The organism is Janthinobacterium sp. C22 (assembly GCF_057919405.1).
Map to the genome: position 1 here is coordinate 2,531,390 of NZ_CP193659.1, position 21,523 is coordinate 2,552,912.

Here is a 21,523-nt window from a genome sequence, read left to right on the forward strand (position 1 = left end):
GCCAGACACATCTTTGCGCCAGCGCAAACAGGGCTGTTGCCTGGCGGTCTACAGTGAACTCATGCCTTGCAGGATGAAGGCGCGGCGATGGCAGGGCCGCACGGGGAACAGGGGGATGCCATGGAGATCCGCTACGGCTGTTTCTTGAGCTACGCGCACGGCCAATATGCGTTCATGAACAAGTTCAAGAATGACCTCATCGAGGCGCTGGCGTGCTATCTGGAGCCGCACCTGGACCGCGAGGAAGTGCTGTTCATCGACAGCGAGCAACTGGGCGGCGGCGACGATATCGACCTGCGCGTGGCGCGCGCCATGTGCCAGAGCGTCTGCATGATCGTGCTGTACACGCCCAAATATGAAGCGCACGGCTATACGCGGCGCGAATTTGCCGCCATGCAGCTGATCGAGCAGGAGCGGCGCGCCTGGTATGAACTGCCCAGCCACCTGATCATCCCCATCATCATGACGCGCCATCCGGACGGCTTGCCGCCGCAAATCACGGAGTCGGGGCTGTACGTCGATTTTTCCGGCTACACGCTGGCCAGCGGCGACCTGAAGTCGAATCCGCAATACCTGCCCGACATCGAACGCATCGTGCAGCGCATCGCCACGCATTACCACTTGCTCAAGCGGTCAACACCGGCCGGTCACGATTGCAGCCGTTTCGTGTTGCCCGATATTCCACCGGAATGGCGCGCCATTCCGCCTCCCCACTTTCCACGTTAATCACGTAAAAGGTCCCGTCATGGAATGCCAACGCCTCTCCCTGCCACCTTTGAGCGCCCCTGGCGAAGTCGTCACCTTCTATTCCTACAAGGGCGGTACCGGCCGCACCATGGCCTTGTCGAACATCGCCGTACTGCTGGCGCGCCGTGAAAACGCCAGCGTGCCCGTGCTGATGCTGGACTGGGACATGGAGGCGCCGGGCCTGCACCATTATTTCGAACAGCACGAGGAGCGGCCCGGCGTGCTCGAATTCTTCGAGGCCTGCCGCCAGCAGATCGAACGCATCAGCCTGGAAACGGCGGGCGCGCGCGCCAGCGGGCAGGGCGCCGGCCGCGAGGATGCGGCGCTGGCCCAGCGCGTGCTCGACGCCATCGACTGGCAGCAGTACGTGGTGCGCGTCGACCAGGGCAGTCCCCTGTACCTGATGCGCGCGGGGCGCTTCGACGCCAGCTACAGCGAGCGCCTGGCGCAGATGCGCTGGGATCAGCTGTTCGACAGCTGCCCGGCCCTGTTCCGCTGCTTCGCCGATACCCTGGCCCAGCATTTCCGCTACGTGCTGGTCGATTCGCGCACGGGGCGCACGGACAGCGCCGGCATCTGCACCACCTTGCTGCCGAAAAAGCTGGTGGTGGTCTTCACGCCGAACCGGCAAAGCCTGGAAGGCGTCGACGCGCTCGTCACGCGGGCCATCGAATACCGCCGCAGCCATGAAGACGAACAGCGCCCGCTGCTCGTGTATCCCTTGCCTTCGCGCATAGAAATGGGCGACGGGGCGCAGCGCGCCGAGTGGCGCCGCGGCGACGCGCACAAGGGCATCGCCGGCTTCCAGCCCATGTTCGAGCGCCTGCTGCGCACGTCCTACGGCTTGCCGCAGATCGCCCTCGACAGCTATTTCGACGAAGTCCAGCTGCAGCAGACGAAAACCTTTGCCTATGGCGAACAGCTGGCCGTGCGCATCGACCAGGGCGGCGACCGCTTTTCCCTCACGCGCACCTTCGAAGCCTTTTTGCACTGGTTGACGGGCGGCTACTTTCCCTGGCAGTCGAGCCGTGAAATCGCCTTGCTCGGCGCCATCAGCGAAGCGCGCCAGGCCTTGCAGCTGGAACCGGGCCGCGCCGTAGCCCTGCCGCTGGCGCGCGACCTGGCCCGCCTGGGCGAGCTGTACCGCAAGGACGGGCGCAGCGCGCAGGCGCTCGACGCCTTCCGCCAGAGCGTCGAGATCCGCGTGCGTCTGCTGGGCGAGGAGCATCCGGACAGCCTGGCGTGCAAGAGTGGCATGGCGCGCCTGCTGCGCCAGCTGGGCAAGCTCGATGAAGCCCGCTTCCTGGAAGAAGACGTGCTCGACGTGCGCGAGCGCGTGCTGGGCAGCGAGCATCCCGACACCCTGTCCGCCCGGGCCTGCCTGGCGAAAACCCTGTTGCTGCAGGGCGAGCTGGCGGCGGCGCTGCTGCTGCAGGATACGGTGCTGGCAAGCTACGCGCGCCAGCTGGGCGGCGAGCATCCGCTGACCCTGGAAGCGATGGATGGCCGTGCCGCCACCTTGCTGCGCATGGGCAGGCTGGCGCAGGCGCGGCAATTGCTGGGCACGGTGGTGGCGGCGCGCGAGCGCCTGTTTGGCGCCGAGCATGGCGATACCTTGCGCAGCAAGCTGGCCCTGGCGCAGGCGCTGGGCCGCGAAGGCGACCTGGAGGGCGCGCGGCGCCTGCTTTCCGCCGTGCTGCAGGTGCAGGAGCGGCGCCTGGGCGTCGACCATGCGGCCACCCTGTCCACGCGCGATTTGCTGGCCGACATCGTGGCCGGGCAGGGCGACTGGGCCGGCGCGCGCCAGCTGCATGAAGACCAGGTGGCGGCGCGCGAGCGCACGCAGGGGCTCGACCATCCGGAAACCCTGATGAGCCAGCGCAAGCTGGCCGAGGCGCTGCTGCGGCGCGGCGAGCTCGATGCGGCGCGCAGCGTGCAGGAGCAGGTGCTGGAAGTGCATGCGCGCCTGCTGGGCGAAGACCACCTCGATACCTTGCACAGCAAGAAGCAACTGGCCGGCACCCTGCAGCAGCAGGGCGACAGCGAGGCGGCGCGCCTGCTGGAAGATGCCGTGCTCAGCGGCAGCGACCGGCTGTTGAATGCGCCCGTCACGGGGCATGCGGACAGCGTGCTCGACGGCGCGCGGCATTTGCAGGAAACCATCCTGGCCGGCCGCGCCAACGAACAGGATGCGGCCGAGCCGGACATCCTGGCCAGCATGATATCTATGCTGCAAGGCATGATCGAGCGGGAACAGTATCCGCAGGCGGGCGAACTGGCCGAACATCTGAAGTCTTGCCTGCTGCGCCCGGGCGTGCCGGGCAAGCTGCGCAGGCGCGGCATGGCGCAGCTGAAAAGAATGTACAAGTTGCAAGGCGACCTGAATGCCTTGCTGGCCCTGCAGGAGGATGAAGTGCAGGCGCTGGAAGGGGCGTTGTCGGAAGCGCGCATCGAGCAGCGCTGAGCTTGCGTGCCATGTCAGCGCGGCGGCACAAAAAATGCTGCCTGTCGGCGTGCGGCACGCGCAGTGTTGGCAATGCTTCAGGTAAAATCTCGTTATGAGAATCCTTATCAGTAACGACGACGGTTACCTGGCGCCTGGCCTGGCGGCCCTGGCCGACGCGCTCGCGCCCATTGCCGACATCGTGGTGGTGGCGCCCGACAGCAACCGTTCGGGCGCGTCCAATTCGCTGTCGCTGGACCGGCCCTTGTCCGTGCACAAGGCCGCCAACGGCTTTTATTTTGTCAACGGCACGCCCACCGACTGCGTGCACGTGGCGCTGACGGGCATGCTCATCGAGCGCCCCGACCTGGTGGTCTCCGGCATCAACAACGGTCCCAACATGGGTGACGACACCCTGTATTCGGGCACCGTGGCCGCCGCCACGGAAGGCTATCTGTTCGGCATTCCCGCCATCGCCTTTTCCCAGTCGCAGTTCGGCTGGGCCAACCTGGACGCGGCCGCCCGCGTGGCGCGGGAAATCGTCGAGCGCCAGTTCGACGCCCTGCAGAAACCGTATCTGCTGAACGTGAATATCCCCGCCATTCCTTATGAACAATTGCAAGGCATGGCGGCCACGCGCCTGGGCAAGCGCCATTCGGCCGAGCCCGTGATCCGCGCGCTCGACCCGCGTGGCCGCGAAATCTTCTGGATCGGCCCGGCCGGCGCCGCCAAGGAAGGCGGCCCGGGCACGGATTTCCATGCCGTTGAACATGGACAAGTATCGATCACGCCGTTGCAGATCGACCTGACCCATACCACCCAACTCGATGCACTGGCAAAAGGCCTGGCATGACCGCTCACTATGACTGACAAGCCGCGTACCTTCCCCCTTACCCTCGATTCGCTGGCCGGCAAGCCCGCCAGGCAGGGCGGGGGGCAGTCGCTGGCCCAGTCCCGGATCGCCACGCCGCAGACGGCCACGCAGAATGCGGCGCAAAACGCGGCGCGCGGCGTGGCGCAGCCCTATGGCGCGCACGCGGCCATCGCGCCGTCGCGCGCCCAGGCCATCGCCAATGAGCGGGCGCAGCCGGCCGTGGTGCCGCCGCCGCGGCAAAACCCGCTCGTCTCGGAAGCCGTGCGCCGGGCCATGGTGGCGCGCGTGGCGAAACAGGGCGTCAAGGACCAGGTGGTGCTCGACGCCATGCAAGCCGTGCCGCGCCACATGTTCATGGACGAGGCGCTGGCGTCGCAGGCCTACATCGATGCCTCCTTGCCGATCGGCCACCACCAGACCATCTCGCAGCCGTATATCGTCGCGCGCATGATCGAAGTGATGCGCCAGGGCGGCAGCTTGCAGCGCGTGCTGGAAATCGGCACGGGTTGCGGCTACCAGGCGGCGGTGCTGGCGCTGGTGGCGAAGGAAGTGTATTCGATCGAGCGCATCCGGCCCCTGCACGAGCTGGCGAAGGCCAATCTGCGTCCGCTGCGCGTGTCGAATCTGCGCTTGCAGTACGGAGATGGTATGCTTGGCCTGCCGCAGGCGGCGCCCTTCGACGGGATCATCCTTGCCGCAGCCGGCCTGGAAGTCCCGCAAGCCTTGCTGGAACAGCTGGCGCCCGGCGGGCGTCTGGTTGCGCCGGTGGGGGCTAAATTGCAACACTTGCAACTCATTACCCGGGTAGGAAAGATGGAATGGACCAGCCAGACCCTGGAAGATTGCCATTTCGTGCCTTTGCGCCCGGGCACCATATGATCCCCGGATCAGCTAGCAGGCAGGACCTGAATATACATGCGAATGATGAAGAAAACGAATGATTAAGAAAAACAATGTACTCCTCTGCAGCCTTGCGCTGGCCGCCCTCTTGAGCGGTTGCGGCACCACGGGCGTCCAGGCGCCCGTCGTCGAGCGCCATCCATCGAGCAGCAGCGCCGCCGCCAGCGATCCGCGCGACCGCGATCCGGCCTATTACACGGTCAAGCGCGGCGACACCCTGTTGCGCATCGCCCTGGAACACGGCCAGAATTACCGCGACCTGGTGGCCTGGAACGACTTGAGCAACCCGAACGACATCAAGGTCGACCAGGTATTGCGCGTGCTGCCGCCGACTGGCGACGCGGGCGGCGCGCAGACGTCGGCCATCGTCATGCCGCCGGTGACGGAAGTCAAGCCGGCCGCGCCTGTCGTGCCGAAGAAAACGGGCCCGCGCGGCGAGAAGCGCGCGTATTCCGACGCCACCCTGGCCGAGCTGCGCGCCGATGGCGGCAGCAGCGACGCGAAACCCGCGCCAGCGCCGGCAGCCGCCGTCGCCGCCGCACCGGCCGCCGCGGCGGCATCCCCTGCGGCATCGGCGCCTGGCGACGACAAGATCAGCTGGATGTGGCCTTCCGAAGGCAAGGTCATCGGCACTTTCGACGAAGGCAAGAACAAGGGCGTCGATATCGCCGGCAAGGCGGGCCAGCAGGTGGTGGCCGCCGGCGCGGGAAAAGTCATGTATGCCGGGAGCGGAATCCGTGGTTATGGTAATCTTGTCATCGTGAAGCATAGTAATAGTTTATTGTCGGCATATGCGCATAACCGCAGCATCCTGGTGAAGGAAGGGCAGAACGTCAACAAAGGCCAGGCCATCGCCGAAATGGGCGATTCCGATGCCGACCGCGTGAAGCTGCACTTTGAAATCCGCCAGCAGGGCAAGCCTGTCGACCCTTCGAAATTCCTGCCTAACCGTTAGGTAAAGCAATGACACACGCGCCGCACGACCAGCTGGACGATGACCCGGAACTGCCGGAAGACGGGGCAGACGAAGTCGTGACGGACGATGCCGGCGAACTCGACGGCATTGACGCCGTCGAGGCGGGCGAGGGCGGCGAAGTGGCCAGCGTCAGCGTGCTGGTCGAAAGTGTCGATGAATTGAAGAAAGTGCTGGCGGCCGAACTGTCGACCGATACCACGCAGCACTATCTGAACCAGATCGGCACGCGGCCATTGCTGACGGCCGCGCAAGAGGTGCATTACGCCACCCTGGCCAAGCAGGGCAATTTCGAAGCCCGGCAAACCATGATCGAGCACAACCTGCGCCTGGTCGTGTCGATCGCCAAGCATTACATCAACCGGGGCGTGGTCCTGCTCGACATGATCGAAGAGGGCAACATCGGCCTGATGCGGGCCATCGACAAGTTCGAGCCCGAGCGCGGTTTCCGTTTCTCCACCTACGCCACCTGGTGGATACGCCAGAGCATCGAGCGCGCCATCATGAACCAGGCGCGCACGGTGCGCCTGCCCGTGCACATGGTGCGCGAACTGAACCAGATACTGCGCGGCAAATATCACCTGGAAGCCCAGCACCATGACGGCAAGGATGCCACCGCGGAAGACATCGCCCACCTCGTGGGCCGTCCCGTGGAAGAGGTGCAGGATATCCTGGCCCTGTCCGAGCATGCCACCTCGCTCGACGCGCCGCTCGACAACGATCCGCAATCGTCGCTGATGGACATGCTGCCGGGCGCCAGCGAAGACAGCCCCGACGCGCGCGCGGAACACCATGAAATGACGGTGCTGGTGCGCGACTGGCTGACCAAGCTGCCCGACAAGCAGCGCGTCGTCATCATGCGCCGTTTCGGCCTCGACAACGACGATCCAGCCACCCTGGAAACCCTGGCCGAGGAAATGGGCGTGACGCGCGAGCGCGTGCGCCAGATCCAGCAGGAAGCCTTGATTAAACTGAAGCGCGCCATGGCGGCACGCGGCGTCGTGCGCGACTCCCTGCTGTAGCGTGCCCGATAAAACGCACATGGCGGCGTTGCAATGCCTCGCCGTACTAGCGTACTGTCTTCGGCAATGCGCCTTGCCCTGTACATTTTCTCAGGCACGCTAAATCGGCGCAACTGTGCTGCGGACTTAAGCTAGTCGGCATCTGCTATCATACGCCCCGCTCGCGGCGCCTGACTTTCCCCCATTCTTTCAAGTTCCAGCGCGGCCCTGCGTCCTGGCCCACTCTTACCTATTGATCGCTATGCAAGAAAATATCATCGAAATCAAATCGCTCGACATGGATGCCCGTGGCGTTGGCCATATCGAGAACGAAGACGGCTCGCCGGGCAAGGTCGTGTTTGTCGAAGGCGCGCTGCCGGGCGAGCGCGTCAGCTTTGTGACGTTCAAGAAGAAGAAAAACTGGGAAATGGCCCGCATGACGGCGCTGCACCGCGAGTCATCGATGCGCGTGACGCCCAAATGCAAGCATTTCGACAACTGCGGCGGCTGCTCGATGCAGCATCTGGAGCCGTCGGCGCAGGTGGCGATCAAGCAGCGCGTGCTGGAAGACAATCTGTGGCATATCGGCAAGGTGCGTCCGCAAAGCATCATGCGCCCCATGTATGGCCCGACGTGGGGCTACCGCTACCGCGCGCGCCTGTCCGTGCGCCACGTCAAGAAGAAGGATGCCGTGCTGGTAGGCTTCCATGAAAAGAAATCGGCGTTTGTCGCCGACATGGATAGCTGTGAAATCTTGCCGCCGCATATCTCCGCGATGCTGCTGCCGCTGCGCGCGCTGATCGCATCGCTGTCCATCTTCGACCAGATGCCGCAGATCGAGCTGGCCGTGGGCGAAGACGTCACGGCCATGGTCTTGCGCATCATGGCGCCGTTGACGGCGGACGATGAAACGAAATTGAAGGCCTTTGCCGACGAATACGGCGTGCAATGGTGGCTGCAGGTGAAAGGCCCGGAAACGGCCGTGCCGTTCTATCCGCTGGACAAGCAACTGCACTACCTGCTGCCGGAATTCGGCGTCAAGATGCCGTTCAAGCCCGTCGATTTTACGCAGGTGAACCACCACATCAACCGCGTGCTGGTGTCGAAGGCCCTGCGCCTGCTGGAAGTGCAGCCGACGGACCGCGTGGCCGACCTGTTCTGCGGCCTGGGCAATTTCACCTTGCCGCTGGCCACGCAAGGCAGCGCAGTGGTGGGTATCGAAGGCAGCACCACCCTGACGGAGCGGGCGCTGGAAAACGCGCTGGCCAATGGCCTGGCGGAAAAAACCTCGTTCTCGACGCGCAACCTGTTCGAAGTGACGACGGACGATCTGATCGCCTTGGGCCGTTTTGATCGCATCCTCGTCGACCCGCCCCGCGATGGCGCCATGGCCCTGTGCCAGGCGCTGGTCGGCCTGTCGCAAGCGCGTCCGGACCTGCTGCCCAAGCGCATCGTGTACGTGTCGTGCAGCCCGTCCACGCTGGCGCGCGACGCCGGCATCCTGGCGCTGGAAGCGGGCTATGTGCTGAGCAAGGCGGGCGTGGTGAACATGTTCCCGCATACTTCGCACGTCGAATCGATGGCGGTCTTTGATTTGCCTCAATAAGTAGTGCAGCGCGGCGGGTGGCCAGGCAGGCACCCGCCGCTGCCGCGTTCAGCGGCGCAGCAAGCTAGCCCCATACCACTTACAGCGTGTTATAAAACTGGTCTGTCTTTTCCCGATCCGGCGTCTTTTTCCTCCTTCCTCTGCCGTTTTTTTGATTGTCCAGTAGGACAACACGCCGTCTGTCTCTGTCATGACGTTTTCTGCGCGAAGTGGTATTGCCCACTTTGAGGCCACTTCAAAACCACTTGACCGCCTATTTTTTCAGCAGCATGCTGTTCTTGCAACTGCAAAAAAACAAAATCACAGGGTAGTTATTTACGAAGCAGAGTGGTATTTACGTAAACCTGAACAGGAGACAACGTGGAAAATTTAATACTCAAAAAAACAATCAGGAACATGATGGTATGTCTGGCCAGCGGCGGCGTGCTGGCGGCATGCGGCGGTGGCGGCGACGCCAGCGCGCCTGGCGGCTCGCAATTGCTGGCGGCCAGCACGGTGGTCGCCTGCGTGCCATGGCAGGAGGGCGGCACGTACAACGCCGGCACGGTGGTCACCTACCTGGGCGCCAACTACACGGCCCTGGTGACGCAGACCGACCACGTGGGCTCGGGCTGGAACCCTGTTTCCACGCCTAGCCTGTGGAGCGCGGGCGGCACTTGCGACGGCGGCACCACGCCGACGCCGACTCCCACACCAACCCCGACGCCGACGCCGACGCCGACGCCGACGCCGAATCCAACCCCGACACCCACCCCGACGCCGACGCCGACGCCAACCGGCGGCACCTGCGCATTGGCATGGGTGGCCGGCACGGCTTACAGTGCGGGCGCCACCGTCAGCTACGCGGGCACGAATTACCGCGCCAACTACTGGACGCAAGGCGACAACCCGTCGACCAGCAGCGGCGCGGCCGGCACGGGCAAGCCATGGACCAGCCTGGAGATCTGCAGCACCACGCCGACGCCGACTCCAACCCCGACGCCGACACCGACTCCGACGCCAACGCCGACACCTACCCCGACGCCGACGCCGACGCCGACACCTACCCCGACGCCAACGCCAACGCCAACGGGCCGCGAAGTCGGTTCCTATTTCGCGCAGTGGGGCGTGTATGGCCGCGACTATGAAGTGGCGAACGTGCATACGAGCGGCGTGGCCGACAAGCTGACCTTCATCAACTACGCTTTCGGCAATATCTATCCGAAAAACGGCGGCTATGAATGCGCCATGATCACCAAGACGGAGCCGGGCGCGACGAATCCGAATTCGCCGGATGCGGGCACGGGCGGCGATGCCGAGGCCGACTACATCCGCACGCCGAAGCGCACCGTCGATGGTCAGGCCATTCCGTGGGACGCTCCCCTGTCGGGCAACTTCCTGCAGCTGAGAAAGCTGAAGGCGGCGCACCCGAACCTCAAGTTGTTCATCTCGCTGGGCGGCTGGAGCTGGTCGAAGAACTTCTCCGTCGGTTCGGCCACCGATGCGCTGCGCAAGCAGATGGTGCGCTCGTGTATCGACATCTACATCAAGGGCAACCTGCCGGTGCAGGGCGGGCGCGGCGGCGCGGGTGCGGCGGCCAACATCTTTGACGGCATCGATATCGACTGGGAATATCCGGTCGGCGGCGGCCAGCCGTACAACACGGTCAGCCCCAACGACAAGCGCAACTTCACCTTGCTGATGGCGGAATTCCGCAGCCAGCTCGATGCGCTCGGCGCCGCGAACGGCAAGCGCTACCTGCTGACGGCCGCCGTCGGTGCCGGCAAGGACAAGATCGACAACACGGAACCGGCCCTGTACTCGCAGTACATGGACTGGATCAACCTGATGACGTACGACTTCCACGGCGGCTGGGAAAACAGCACCAACTTCAATGCCCAGCTGTATGCCGACCCTGCCGATCCGTCGACGGGCATGGCGCGCGAATACGTGGGCGACAAGGCGGTGCAGTACATGATTGCCGCCGGCGTGCCGCGCGACAAGCTGCTGCTGGGCATACCGTTCTATGGCCGCGGCTGGACGGGCGTGGCGCCGGGGCCGAACGGCGATGGCCTGTACCAGGCTGCCACGGGCACGGCGCCGGGCACCTACGAGTCGGGCATCGAGGACTATAAAATCCTCGTCGCCAAGGCCGGCACGCGCTACTACCATCCCGTGACCAAGCAGTTGTACCTGTACACGGGCGCGGGCGGCCAGTGGTGGAGCTATGACGACCCGACCGTCATCGGCACCAAGGTGAAATACGTCAAGGACCAGGGCTTGCGCGGCGCGTTCTCGTGGGAACTCGATGGCGACGCGAATGGCGTGCTGGCGACCGAGGTGTGGAAGGTACGCTAACCGTGTGCTAGCGTAGGAGGATGCGGCCGGGCGGCATTGCTGCCCGGCCGCTTGTTCACATAAAAAAGAGGAGACGGGCGATGGCGGCGGTATCGGCATTCGGAGTCAAGCAGCAGGAGCAGGAACAGGAGCTGAGCCGCGAGTGGCGCAGCTGGATCGCGGAAAATCTCATGCTGGGCAGCCATCCGTCGGCGCTGATGCCGGTGCTGCAGCAGGCCGGCATCGCGGAGCCGCTGGCGCGCCGCGAAGTGGAGCTGGCGTTGCAGAGTCCCTACCTGGCCGGCGCCGTGCGCCTGTCGAACCGCCTGGCCAAGCGCGACTGGGTGATCGACATCCAGCGCAAGCTGAACCAGCTGCGCCCCCCGAGATTCCCCGCCGCGACAAGCTGTCCGCGCAGGAATTCCTCGACGAATTTTATTCCACCAACCAGCCCGTCATCATCACGGGCATGATGGACGGCTGGCCCGCCATGGCCAAGTGGAGCCCGGCCTATTTCCGCGAACATTTCGGCCAGCGCGAAGTGGAAGTGCAGTTCGGCCGCGAAGCGGATGCCCAGTACGAAATGAACAGCGTGGCGCACAAGCGCAAGATGGCCTTCGGCGAGTACGCGAGCCTGGTCGAGGGCAGCGGCGCGACCAACGATTTCTATATGACGGCAAATAACAATTCGCAGAACCGCCAAGCCTTGCGCGAGCTGTGGGACGATATCGGCCAGCTGCCCGAGTACCTGGAGCAGAGTGGCGGCCCCACGGGCTTCCTGTGGTTCGGCCCGGCCGGCACGGTGACGCCGTTCCACCACGACCTGACGAACAATTTCATGGCGCAAGTCAAAGGGCGCAAGCGCCTGCGCATCATGGCCGCCTGCGAAGTGGCGCGCGTGTACAACCAGCGCCACTGTTTTACGCCCGTCGACGGGCGCGACATCGACGTGCGGCGCTACCCGCTGATGGCCGACGTGCAGGTGCGCGAATGCGTGCTGGCGCCCGGCGAAATCCTGTTCCTGCCCGTAGGCTGCTGGCATTTCGTCGAAGCGCTCGACGTGTCGATGACGGTGGCCTTCACCAACTTCAAATGGGATAACGATTTTTACAGCAAGTATCCGCCGAATCACGACTTTTGATTGGCATGCGGATTGCCGCGAACGCGTAGGGAACAGCCGCCGAACAGGCGGCTTTTTTCATGCTACGGTACGCTTCTTGTATAAGATATTTCCATAAAATAATTTATTGAAATCATTTTGAAGCAATTATTTTGATATGAATAGCCATGATGTTTCATTATCCAGATGGTCATGGCGGGCGGATAATTTGATGGCTGGCGCGGCGCCGGGCCTCTGAGCGGGCTTGCCGGTGCGCGCCGGCACCGACAACCATCTGGAGGCGGCAGGGCATGAACACGCAGCAAATGACACAGTTACAGCAAGCACCAGCAGGTAGTAATGAACTTCAGCTCGACACGCGCCTCACCCGCGAAGCGGCCGAATTGCTGGCCAGGGCCGACATCCACCTGAATGGCCGCGCCGCCTGGGACATGCAGCTGCGCAAACCGGGCGTGCCCGAGCGGGCTTTCGCCAGCGGCAACCTGGGCCTCGGTGAAGCCTACATGGATGGCGACTGGGATGCGCAGCGGCTCGATGAATTCTTTTGCCATCTGCTGCGCGCCAGGGTGGCCGACGACGTGCGTCCCATGCGCCTGGCCTTCCACGCCCTGTACGCGCGCCTGTTCAACCTGCAGACGGAGCGCCGCGCGTGGATGGTGGGCAAGGAGCACTACGATTTGGGCAACGCCTTCTATGCGGCCATGCTCGACCCGCGCATGACCTATACGTGCGGTTACTGGAAGGACGCCGGCAACCTGGCCGAGGCGCAGGACGCCAAGCTCGATCTGATCTGCCGCAAGCTGCGCCTGGAGCCGGGCATGCGTGTGCTCGACATCGGCTGCGGCTGGGGCAGTTTCATGCGCTATGCGGCGGAAAAATACGGGGTGCAGTGCGTGGGCGTGACGATTTCACAAGAGCAGGTCGCGTATGCGCGCGGCATGCCGGGCGGCGAAAGCCTGGACTTCCGCCTGCAGGATTACCGCGACACGGATGAAAAATTCGACCGCATCGTCAGCATCGGCATGTTCGAGCACGTGGGACACAAGAATCACCGCACCTTCATGCAAGTGGCGCACCGCTGCCTGGAAGACGACGGCCTGTTCCTGCTGCACACGATCGGCAAGAACAAGCGTGATTCCGCGTGCGATCCGTGGATCGACAAATACATCTTCCCGAATGGCGACTTGCCCTCCATCGGCCAGATCGGCGACGCCATCGACGATCTGTTCGTCGCCGAGGACTTGCACAACTTCGGCGCCGACTACGACAAGACCCTGATGGCCTGGCATGAAAACTTTGAGCAGGCCTGGCCGCAGTTTGCCGCCCAGCTGGGCGAGCGCTTCCACCGCATGTGGTCATATTATTTGCTGTCCTGCGCGGGCGCCTTCCGCGCGCGCGACCTGCAGCTGTGGCAATGGGTCTTGTCGAAGCAGGGCGTGCTCGGTGGCTATGATCGCGTCAGCTGATATCATGGCTTGATGGATATCAATCAAGCGCGTACCTTCCTCGAAGTGGCGTCCTGCGGCAGCTTCATCATGGCGGCCGAGCGCATGCACGTGACGCAGACGGCCGTCAGCGCCCGCATCCGCACCCTGGAGCAGCAGCTGGGGCGTCAGCTGTTCGTGCGCAACAAGGCGGGCGCGCGCCTGACGCCGGCCGGCGAACGTTTCATGCGCCATGCGGCCACCATGGTGCAGGTGTGGGAACGGGCGCGCCACCAGGTGGCCTTGCCGCCGGGGCGCGATGATGCCGTCAGCATCGGCTGCGAACTGAGCTTGTGGCAGCCGCTGCTCGGGGACTGGCTGATACGCATGAGCCGCGACTGCCCCGAGATCGCCTTGCGCGCGGAAGTCGACAGCCCCGCGCGCCTGCTCGACGCCGTGCACGACGGCTCGCTCGACCTGGCCGTGCTGTATAACCCGCCGCAGCGACCGGGCCTCGTCAGCGAACTGCTGGCCGAGGAAAAGCTGGTGATGGTGACCACGCGCGCGGACGGGCAGATGCTCGCCGACGCGTATGTCTACGTGGACTGGGGTCCCAGCTTCGCGGCGAACCACCAGGCGGCGTATCCGGAGCTGAGCAGTCCGCCCGTGTCGATTTCGCTGGGCCCGCTGGCGCTGGTCTACCTGCTGGAAGTGGGCGGCGCCAGCTACTTTCGCATCGGCAGCGCGCAACCTTATCTGGACGGGGGCTTGCTGTACCGCGTGCGCGACGCGCCCGAATTCTCGCATTCCGCCTACGCCGTGTATGCGGCCCAGCGCGACAACCCGACTTTGGACCGCGCCCGCGCCTGCCTGCTCGAGGTGGCGGAGAAGATCACGTAATTTAAACAGACGTAAAAAAGCCGACCCGCGGGTCGGCTTTTTGCTGTTTCAATCGCAGCGCTTAGTCGCGGCTGCCGCCGGCGAAACCTAAAAGTGACAACAGGCTGGTGAAGATGTTGTACACGTCCAGGTAGATGCGCAGGGTGGCCGAGATGTAGTTGGTCTCGCCGCCGTTGATGATTTGCTGCACGTCATACAGGATGTAGGCTGAGAAGATGGCGATGGCGACCATGGAGATCACGATCGACAGTGCCGACAGGCCCAGGAAGATGTTCGCCACCGATGCCAGGATCAGCACGATCACGCCGGCGAACAGCCATTTGCCCATGGCCGAGAAGTCGCGCTTCGACACCGTGGCGACCGTCGCCATCACGGCCAGGATGGTGGCCGTGCCGCCGAATGCCGTCATGATCAGCATGCCGCCGTTCGAGTAGCCGAGCGTGCGCGTCAGGATAGGCGTGAGCATCAGGCCCATGAAGAAGGTAAAGCCCAGCAGGACGGCGACGCCCAGGCCCGAGTTCTTGGTTTTCTCGATCGCGTACATGAAGCCGAATGCGACGGCCATGAAGATGATGAAGCCCATGCCGCCGGTGAGCATCGGCAGGTGCATCTGCACGCCGATGAAGGCGCCCAGCACGGTCGGTATCATGGACAGTGCCAGCAGCCAGTAAGTGTTGCGCAAGACCTGGTGGCGGACTTGCTGCATGCCCCCCGACAGGTCAAAGGTGCGTTGCATGTTCTGATTCATAGTGCCTCCGTGTTGTCAATTCAAATTACTGCTTTACCCAAGGATAGCATGAGGGGCGGAATTTGCCAAAAAAGCAGCTTAAGATTTCATTAAACTCAAGTGGCAGGGAAGGGGCCCCCTGCCTGTCTGGGTGATATGGGGTGGAGTATGGTAAAATCAAAGGTTGATTGAGTTATCAATTTACCGTTTTAAACCTTTCTTTTTATTGGAGTTTTCACACATGGCAATCGAACGCACCCTGTCGATCATCAAACCAGACGCAGTTGCAAAAAACGTAATCGGTCAAATCTACACCCGTTTTGAAAACGCTGGCCTGAAAATCGTTGCAGCACGCATGACCCAACTGTCGCGCGAACAAGCTGAAGGTTTCTACGCAGCGCACAAAGAGCGCGGCTTCTTCAAGGATCTGGTCGACTTCATGGTTTCCGGTCCAGTCATGATCCAGGCCCTGGAAGGCGAAAACGCCGTTCTGGCCCACCGTGACCTGATGGGCGCGACCGATCCGAAGAAAGCAGAAAAAGGCACGATCCGCGCCGATTTCGCCGATTCGATCGACGCCAACGCCGTACACGGTTCCGACGCTGTCGAAGCTGCTAAAGTGGAAATCGCTTACTTCTTCCCAGAACTGAAGGCTTAATTGCCTTAGATAACGTTATTTCCTGGCGTTATCTGTGAAATAACTTATCACCCCCTGTTCCCGCTGCGCTGTGGAGTTTTCGCTCCGGATGCGCGCGGGGACGGATTTTTAGAATAGACATGATCATGAATACGACGACCCTCACCAACTTGCTGGACCTCGATCCCGCGCAACTCATCGCCTACTGCGCCGAGTTGGGAGAGAAACCGTTTCGTGCGAAACAATTGCAACGTTGGATACACCAGTTCGGCGCTTCCGATTTCGACGCCATGACGGATCTGGCCAAGTCGCTGCGCGACAAGCTGGCCACGCGCGCCGAAGTGCGCGCCCCGGCCATCATCAGCGACCATACGTCGACGGACGGCACGCGCAAATGGCTGGTTGACGTCGGCAATGGCAATGCCGTGGAAACCGTGTTCATTCCGGAAGAAAACCGCGGCACCCTGTGCATCTCGACCCAGGCCGGCTGCGCCGTGAACTGCCGTTTCTGCTCGACGGGCAAGCAAGGCTTCAACCGCAACCTGAGCGTGGGCGAAATCATCGGCCAGCTGTGGATGGCGGAATTCGAATTGCGCCGCACCAAGGGCATCGAACCGGGCCCGAAAGGCGAGCGCCAGATCACCAACGTGGTGATGATGGGCATGGGCGAGCCCCTGCTGAACTTTGAACCGACCGTCACGGCCCTGAAATTGATGCTTGACGACAACGCCTACGGCCTGTCGCGCCGCCGCGTGACCCTGTCGACCTCGGGCGTCGTGCCGATGATGGACAAGCTGTCGCAGGAAGTGCCGGTGGCCCTGGCCGTCTCGCTGCACGCCTCGAACGACGCCTTGCGCGACGGTTTGATTCCACTGAACAAGAAATACCCGCTGAAGGAATTGATGGCGGCCTGCAAGCGCTACCTGGAATTCGCCCCGCGCGATTTCATCACCTTCGAATACTGCATGCTCGACGGCGTCAACGACAGCGACGAGCACGCGCGCGAACTGCTGGCGCTGGTGCAAGACCGCGAGTTCGGCGTGAACTGCAAGTTCAACCTGATCCCGTTCAACCCGTTTCCCGAGTCGGGCCTGTTCCGCTCGAAAAACCCGCGCATCAAGGCCTTTGCCCAGGTGCTCATGGATGGCGGCATCATCACCACCGTGCGCAAGACGCGCGGCGACGATATCGATGCGGCCTGCGGTCAGCTGGCCGGCGAGGTCAAGGACCGCACGCGGGTGCAGGAACGCATGGAAAAGATGACTGAATATCAGCAGAAATTTGGCGCCAATTTCGGCAAGATCGTGGAGATCCGCTCCTGATGAGGGAAGGCATGGCTTACCAACGCTCGCTTGCTGTGGCCGCTGTTTGCCTGGCCGTGCTGCTGGTCGGCTGTGCCTCTTCCGTGCCGGACCCTGTCGCCAGGGACGTCCAGGCGGGTGTGCCGGAGCGTGCCGCGTTGCGCCTGCAGCTGGCCAGCGCGTACTATGCGCAAGGCCAGCTCGACGTGGCCCTGGCGGAAGCGCAGCAAGCCGTGCAGCTGGCGCCGGACGATGCGCAAGCCTATGGCGTGCGCGCCCTGATCCTGGCGGCCCAGCGGCAAACTGCGTCTGCCGAGAAAGATTTCCTTTACGCTTTGCGCCTTGCGCCCCACAATCCTGAGTTGAGCAATAATTACGGCCTGTTTTTGTGCCAGACGGGACGCGCCGCGCAATCGCTGGCGTATTTCGATGCGGCATTGGCAGACTCCGCGTATGTGTCGCCGGAAAAAGCGCTCAACAATGGGGGCGCTTGCAGCCTGGCCCTGAACGATTACCCGCGTGCGGGCGCGTATTTGCTGCGCGCCGCACGCATCGCACCGGACGTGGCAGCGACGAACGCCGGCCTGGTGCGCGTGTATTACCAACAGCAAGACTACCGGCAGGCGGCATATTATTTGCAGCGGCTCGGTAAGATAGCAACAATGGAGAGCCAGACGGCCGATGTGCTGTGGCTCGGGATCAAGGTGCAGCATAAGCTCGGGGATGCGGGTGCGGAAGCTGGCCTGGGGGCGCATTTGCGCAACCACCATTCCGGCTCCCCCGAATATGCTGCTTATCAAAATGGGGCGTTTGATGAGTGAGACAGGGATACCAATGAATTCAGAGTGGGCAGAAACGCCTCAGCAGCAGCCCCAGGGCAATCTTGCGTTGGCAGGCGCACAGTTGAAGGCGCAGCGCGAAGCGCTGGGCTGGCCCGTGGAACAGGTGGCCGACCAGCTCAAGCTGGCGCCGCGCCAGGTGATCGCGCTGGAAGAGGGCGACATGGCGGCCTTGCCGAACGTGGCCGTGGTGCGCGGTTTCGTGCGCGCCTACGCCAAGGTGGTGCGTCTCGACGCGGCGCCGCTGGTGGCCATGATCGAAGTCCACCCGGCGCCGGCGCAAGACCCGGCCGCGCCCGTGCGGCGCGAGATTTCCGCCACGTTCTCGGAATCGCGCTTCCCGTCGATGACGCAGCGTTCGTCGAACCAGACGCCAATCTGGATCGCCGGCGCCGTGGCCGTCGTCGTGGCGGCCGCCTTTGGCGCCTATAAACTCGGCTATGTGCCGGCCAGCCTGCTGTCCTCGCAGGCCGGGAAGGAAACCGCGCATGCGGAAGTGGGCCCTGTGGAAACGACCCTGATCAAGCCGGGCCAGGATTTGACGCCCGTGCAGTCGCCGTCCGTCCCCCTGATTTCCGTGCCGCCGCCGGGCAACGATACGCAGACGGGCGCGCCTGCCTCCGCCGTCGCTTCGGCGCCGGCCGCCGCCGTGCCGCCAGCCGCCGTGCCTGCCCCGGTGACAGCAACGGCCGCCGTCGCGCCGCCCGCTGCCGCCGCGGTCCCTGCCGTGGGCGCGAATGCGCTGGTGCTGAAGGTGGAGCAGGATTCCTGGGTGGAAATTCGCCGCCCTGGCAGTTCGCCGCTGATTTCGCGCATGGTCAAGGCGGGCAGCACGGAAACGTTCGATATCACGGGTCCGGCCACCCTGGTGGTGGGCAAGCCGGGTGTTGTGCAGGCAACCTTGCGCGGCGCCAAGCTGGAGCTGCCGACCGTTGCCGGTGGCACGATTTCCCGTGTCAGCATCAAATAATTGCAGTAATCGTTCAAGCAAACTCAGAAGATAATATTTATGGCTACCTCGAAAACAGCGATCGGCTCCGGCCCTTCCGGCCGCCGCGACAGCCGCAAGGTGCTGATCGCGCACGGCCAGCGCCAGATCTGGGTGGGCGGCGACGCCCCCGTGGTGGTGCAGTCGATGACGAACACGGACACGGCCGACGCCATCGGCACGGCGATCCAGATCAAGGAACTGGCGCGTGCCGGGTCGGAGCTGGTGCGCCTGACGGTGGACCGTCCGGAAGCGGCCGCGGCCGTGCCCTACATCCGCGAGCAGCTCGACAAGATGGACATCGACGTGCCGCTGGTGGGCGATTTCCACTATAACGGCCATACCCTGCTCAACGATTACCCCGATTGCGCGCGCGCGCTGTCGAAGTACCGCATCAATCCGGGCAACGTGGGCAAGGGCGCCAAGCGCGACACGCAATTTGCGCAGATGATCGAGGCGGCGTGCAAGTATGACAAGCCGGTGCGCATCGGCGTGAACTGGGGCAGCCTGGACCAGGCTTTGCTGGCGCGCATCATGGATGAAAACGCGGGCCGCGCCGAGCCATGGCCGGCGCAAGCCGTCATGTACGAGGCGCTGGTGACGTCGGCGATTGAAAACGCCGTGCGCGCCGAAGAGCTGGGCCTGGGCCGCGACAAGATCATCCTGTCCTGTAAAGTCTCTGGTGTGCAGGACCTGATCGCCGTGTACCGCGAGCTGGCGCAGCGCTGCGACTATCCGCTGCACCTGGGCCTGACGGAAGCGGGCATGGGCAGCAAGGGCATCGTCGCCTCGACGGCGGCGCTGGCCGTCCTGCTGCAGGAAGGCATCGGCGACACCATCCGCATCTCGCTCACGCCGGAACCGGGCGGCGACCGCACGCGTGAAGTCATCGTCGGCCAGGAAATTTTGCAAACCATGGGCTTGCGCAAGTTCGCGCCCATGGTGATCGCCTGTCCGGGTTGCGGGCGCACGACGTCGACCACCTTCCAGGAACTGGCCGACAACATCCAGACGTATCTGCGCGAGCAGATGCCGGAATGGAAGAAATCGTATCCGGGCGTGGAAGCGATGAACGTGGCCGTCATGGGTTGCATCGTCAACGGTCCCGGCGAATCGAAGCATGCGAACATCGGCATCAGCCTGCCCGGCACGGGCGAGTCGCCAGCCGCCCCCGTGTTTGTCGACGGCGAAAAAGTCGTCACCCTGCGCGGCGAACGCATCGTCGAGGAATTCCAGGACATCGTCCTCAATTATGTTAAAAGCCATTACGGCGCAGCAGCGTAGGTCGGATTAGCGCTACGCGCGTAATCCGACAATCAAGTTAAAGCAAAGAAGAACACTATGTCCGAAAATAAAAAACTCGATAAGATCACCGCCGTCAAAGGCATGAACGATATCCTGCCCGCCGACGCCCCGCTGTGGGAATTGTTTGAAAATACGGCCCAATCCGTGCTGCAAAGCTACGGCTTCCAGCAGATCCGCACGCCGATCGTGGAAGAAACGAAATTGTTCGCGCGCGCCATCGGCGCCGTGACCGATATCGTGGAAAAGGAAATGTATTCGTTCACCGATTCGATGAACGGCGACAACCTGACCCTGCGTCCTGAAGGCACGGCCGGCGTGGTGCGCGCCGTGGTCGAGCACAACCTGGTCTACGAAGGCCCGAAACGCCTGTGGTACAAGGGCCAGATGTTCCGCCATGAGCGCCCGCAGAAGGGCCGCTACCGCCAGTTCCACCAGTTCGGCGTGGAAGCCATCGGTTTCACGGGCCCGGATATCGACGCCGAGATCATCATGCTGTCGCGCCGCCTGTGGGACGACCTAGGCCTGGAAGGCATCCGCCTGGAACTGAACTCGATCGGCGATGCGGCCGAGCGCCTGCGCCACCGCGCCGACCTGATCGCCTACCTGGAAAGCCACAGCGAGCTGCTCGACGAAGAAGCCAAGCGCCGCCTGCACAGCAATCCGCTGCGCATCCTCGATACCAAGAACCCTGCCATGCAGGACCTGGTCAATGGTGCGCCGAAGCTGCTGGACTACCTGGGCGAAGAATCGCTGGCCCACTTCCACGGTGTGCAGAAGATCTTGAATCACAACAATATTCCGTTCACCATCAACCCACGCCTGGTGCGCGGCCTCGATTACTACAACCGCACGGTGTTCGAGTGGGTCAGCGACAAGCTGGGCGCGCAAGGCACGGTCTGCGCCGGCGGCCGCTATGATGGCATGGTGGAAATGTTCGGCGGCAAATCGACGCCCGCCGTCGGTTTCGGCATGGGCGTCGAACGCCTGGTGCTGCTGATGAAGGATGCGGCCGAGCCGGAAGCCCCGGCCCAGTGCGACGTCTACCTGGTGCACCAGGGCGAGCAGGCAGGCTTGCAAGCCTTCGTGCTGGCCGAGCGGATTCGCGATGCGGGCCTGGACGTTGTGCTACATTGCGCAGCGAGCAACGGCGGCGGCAGCTTCAAGACGCAAATGAAAAAGGCCGATGCCAGCGGCGCGGCGTTTGCCGTGATCCTGGGCGACGATGAAATCGCCAACAATGTCGCGACGGTGAAAGCCATGCGCGAAGCCAATGGGGGCGCGCAGCAGAGCACGGTGCCGTTCGACGATGTCGTCGATTACGTGGTGGACCAGATCATCGGCGACCACGATTGCGGCCACGATCACGGTCCTGGCGGCCACGTGCATCACCACCATTAATTTGCAGCAAGACCGTACTACCCT

19 protein-coding genes are annotated in these 21,523 nt (G+C 63.4%); 18 read left to right on the forward strand and 1 reads right to left on the reverse strand.

Annotation, left to right across the window (positions count from 1 at the left end):
* The first annotated feature begins 120 nt into the window (after positions 1-120).
* From ACRHIG_RS11660 to ACRHIG_RS11715, 12 genes are all read left to right on the forward strand, one after another.
* A complete protein-coding gene (locus ACRHIG_RS11660; protein ID WP_489630795.1) occupies positions 121-726 on the forward strand; it encodes a toll/interleukin-1 receptor domain-containing protein in 606 nt (201 codons plus the stop codon).
* Between the two features lie 19 nt (positions 727-745).
* Positions 746-3,211, forward strand: a complete 2,466-nt coding sequence (locus ACRHIG_RS11665; RefSeq protein ID WP_489630250.1) for a tetratricopeptide repeat protein — start codon at positions 746-748, stop codon at positions 3,209-3,211.
* A gap of 94 nt (positions 3,212-3,305) precedes the next feature.
* Positions 3,306-4,043, forward strand: a complete 738-nt coding sequence (gene surE / locus ACRHIG_RS11670) for a 5'/3'-nucleotidase SurE (protein ID WP_070290596.1) — start codon at positions 3,306-3,308, stop codon at positions 4,041-4,043.
* Between the two features lie 9 nt (positions 4,044-4,052).
* Positions 4,053-4,943: a protein-L-isoaspartate(D-aspartate) O-methyltransferase gene (locus ACRHIG_RS11675; protein WP_489630251.1), complete on the forward strand. Its 891-nt coding sequence runs from the start codon at positions 4,053-4,055 to the stop codon at positions 4,941-4,943.
* Between the two features lie 58 nt (positions 4,944-5,001).
* On the forward strand, positions 5,002-5,919 hold the full coding sequence (locus tag ACRHIG_RS11680) for a peptidoglycan DD-metalloendopeptidase family protein (protein ID WP_475415475.1): 918 nt from the start codon (positions 5,002-5,004) through the stop codon (positions 5,917-5,919).
* Between the two features lie 8 nt (positions 5,920-5,927).
* On the forward strand, positions 5,928-6,959 hold the full coding sequence (gene rpoS, locus ACRHIG_RS11685; protein ID WP_475415474.1) for an RNA polymerase sigma factor RpoS: 1,032 nt from the start codon (positions 5,928-5,930) through the stop codon (positions 6,957-6,959).
* Between the two features lie 241 nt (positions 6,960-7,200).
* Positions 7,201-8,544 carry a 23S rRNA (uracil(1939)-C(5))-methyltransferase RlmD gene (rlmD, locus tag ACRHIG_RS11690; protein WP_489630252.1) on the forward strand — a complete coding sequence of 448 codons (1,344 nt, stop codon included), beginning with the start codon at positions 7,201-7,203 and terminating at the stop codon, positions 8,542-8,544.
* A 396-nt stretch (positions 8,545-8,940) separates the two neighbouring features.
* Positions 8,941-10,881 carry a glycosyl hydrolase family 18 protein gene (locus ACRHIG_RS11695; RefSeq protein WP_489630253.1) on the forward strand — a complete coding sequence of 647 codons (1,941 nt, stop codon included), beginning with the start codon at positions 8,941-8,943 and terminating at the stop codon, positions 10,879-10,881.
* Between the two features lie 80 nt (positions 10,882-10,961).
* Entirely contained in the window at positions 10,962-11,333 is a 372-nt protein-coding gene (locus ACRHIG_RS11700; protein WP_489630254.1) for a hypothetical protein, read from the forward strand.
* The gene (locus tag ACRHIG_RS11705; protein ID WP_489630255.1) at positions 11,330-12,001 is read left to right on the forward strand and encodes a cupin-like domain-containing protein; all 672 of its coding nucleotides are present in this window, start codon (positions 11,330-11,332) and stop codon (positions 11,999-12,001) included. Before ACRHIG_RS11700 ends, ACRHIG_RS11705 begins: the two co-directional genes overlap by 4 nt.
* Before the next feature lie 284 nt (positions 12,002-12,285).
* On the forward strand, positions 12,286-13,446 hold the full coding sequence (cfa, locus tag ACRHIG_RS11710; RefSeq protein ID WP_489630256.1) for a cyclopropane fatty acyl phospholipid synthase: 1,161 nt from the start codon (positions 12,286-12,288) through the stop codon (positions 13,444-13,446).
* Positions 13,447-13,458: 12 nt separating this feature from the next.
* Positions 13,459-14,304, forward strand: coding sequence for a LysR family transcriptional regulator (locus tag ACRHIG_RS11715; protein ID WP_475415470.1), 846 nt, complete (start codon positions 13,459-13,461; stop codon positions 14,302-14,304).
* A 61-nt stretch (positions 14,305-14,365) separates the two neighbouring features.
* On the opposite strand, the gene ACRHIG_RS11720 is transcribed toward ACRHIG_RS11715, so the two are convergent.
* Positions 14,366-15,052, reverse strand: a complete 687-nt coding sequence (locus ACRHIG_RS11720) for a Bax inhibitor-1/YccA family protein (protein WP_489630257.1) — start codon at positions 15,050-15,052, stop codon at positions 14,366-14,368.
* 220 nt (positions 15,053-15,272) lie between these two features.
* Here ACRHIG_RS11720 and ndk point away from each other — a divergent pair, with 220 nt between their 5' ends.
* The 6 genes from ndk (at position 15,273) to hisS (ending at position 21,499) form a co-directional block, all read left to right on the forward strand.
* The gene (gene ndk / locus ACRHIG_RS11725; protein ID WP_070223377.1) at positions 15,273-15,689 is read left to right on the forward strand and encodes a nucleoside-diphosphate kinase; all 417 of its coding nucleotides are present in this window, start codon (positions 15,273-15,275) and stop codon (positions 15,687-15,689) included.
* A gap of 125 nt (positions 15,690-15,814) precedes the next feature.
* Positions 15,815-16,990, forward strand: coding sequence for a dual-specificity RNA methyltransferase RlmN (gene rlmN / locus ACRHIG_RS11730; RefSeq protein WP_034752035.1), 1,176 nt, complete (start codon positions 15,815-15,817; stop codon positions 16,988-16,990).
* An 11-nt stretch (positions 16,991-17,001) separates the two neighbouring features.
* Positions 17,002-17,790: a type IV pilus biogenesis/stability protein PilW gene (pilW, locus tag ACRHIG_RS11735; RefSeq protein WP_489630258.1), complete on the forward strand. Its 789-nt coding sequence runs from the start codon at positions 17,002-17,004 to the stop codon at positions 17,788-17,790.
* Positions 17,791-17,857: 67 nt separating this feature from the next.
* Complete coding sequence (locus tag ACRHIG_RS11740; RefSeq protein ID WP_489630259.1) at positions 17,858-18,778, forward strand: helix-turn-helix domain-containing protein; 921 nt, start codon at positions 17,858-17,860, stop codon at positions 18,776-18,778.
* Between the two features lie 39 nt (positions 18,779-18,817).
* Positions 18,818-20,080: a flavodoxin-dependent (E)-4-hydroxy-3-methylbut-2-enyl-diphosphate synthase gene (ispG, locus tag ACRHIG_RS11745; protein WP_070221911.1), complete on the forward strand. Its 1,263-nt coding sequence runs from the start codon at positions 18,818-18,820 to the stop codon at positions 20,078-20,080.
* 57 nt (positions 20,081-20,137) lie between these two features.
* Positions 20,138-21,499, forward strand: a complete 1,362-nt coding sequence (gene hisS, locus ACRHIG_RS11750) for a histidine--tRNA ligase (protein WP_489630260.1) — start codon at positions 20,138-20,140, stop codon at positions 21,497-21,499.
* Positions 21,500-21,523: the final 24 nt, after the last annotated feature.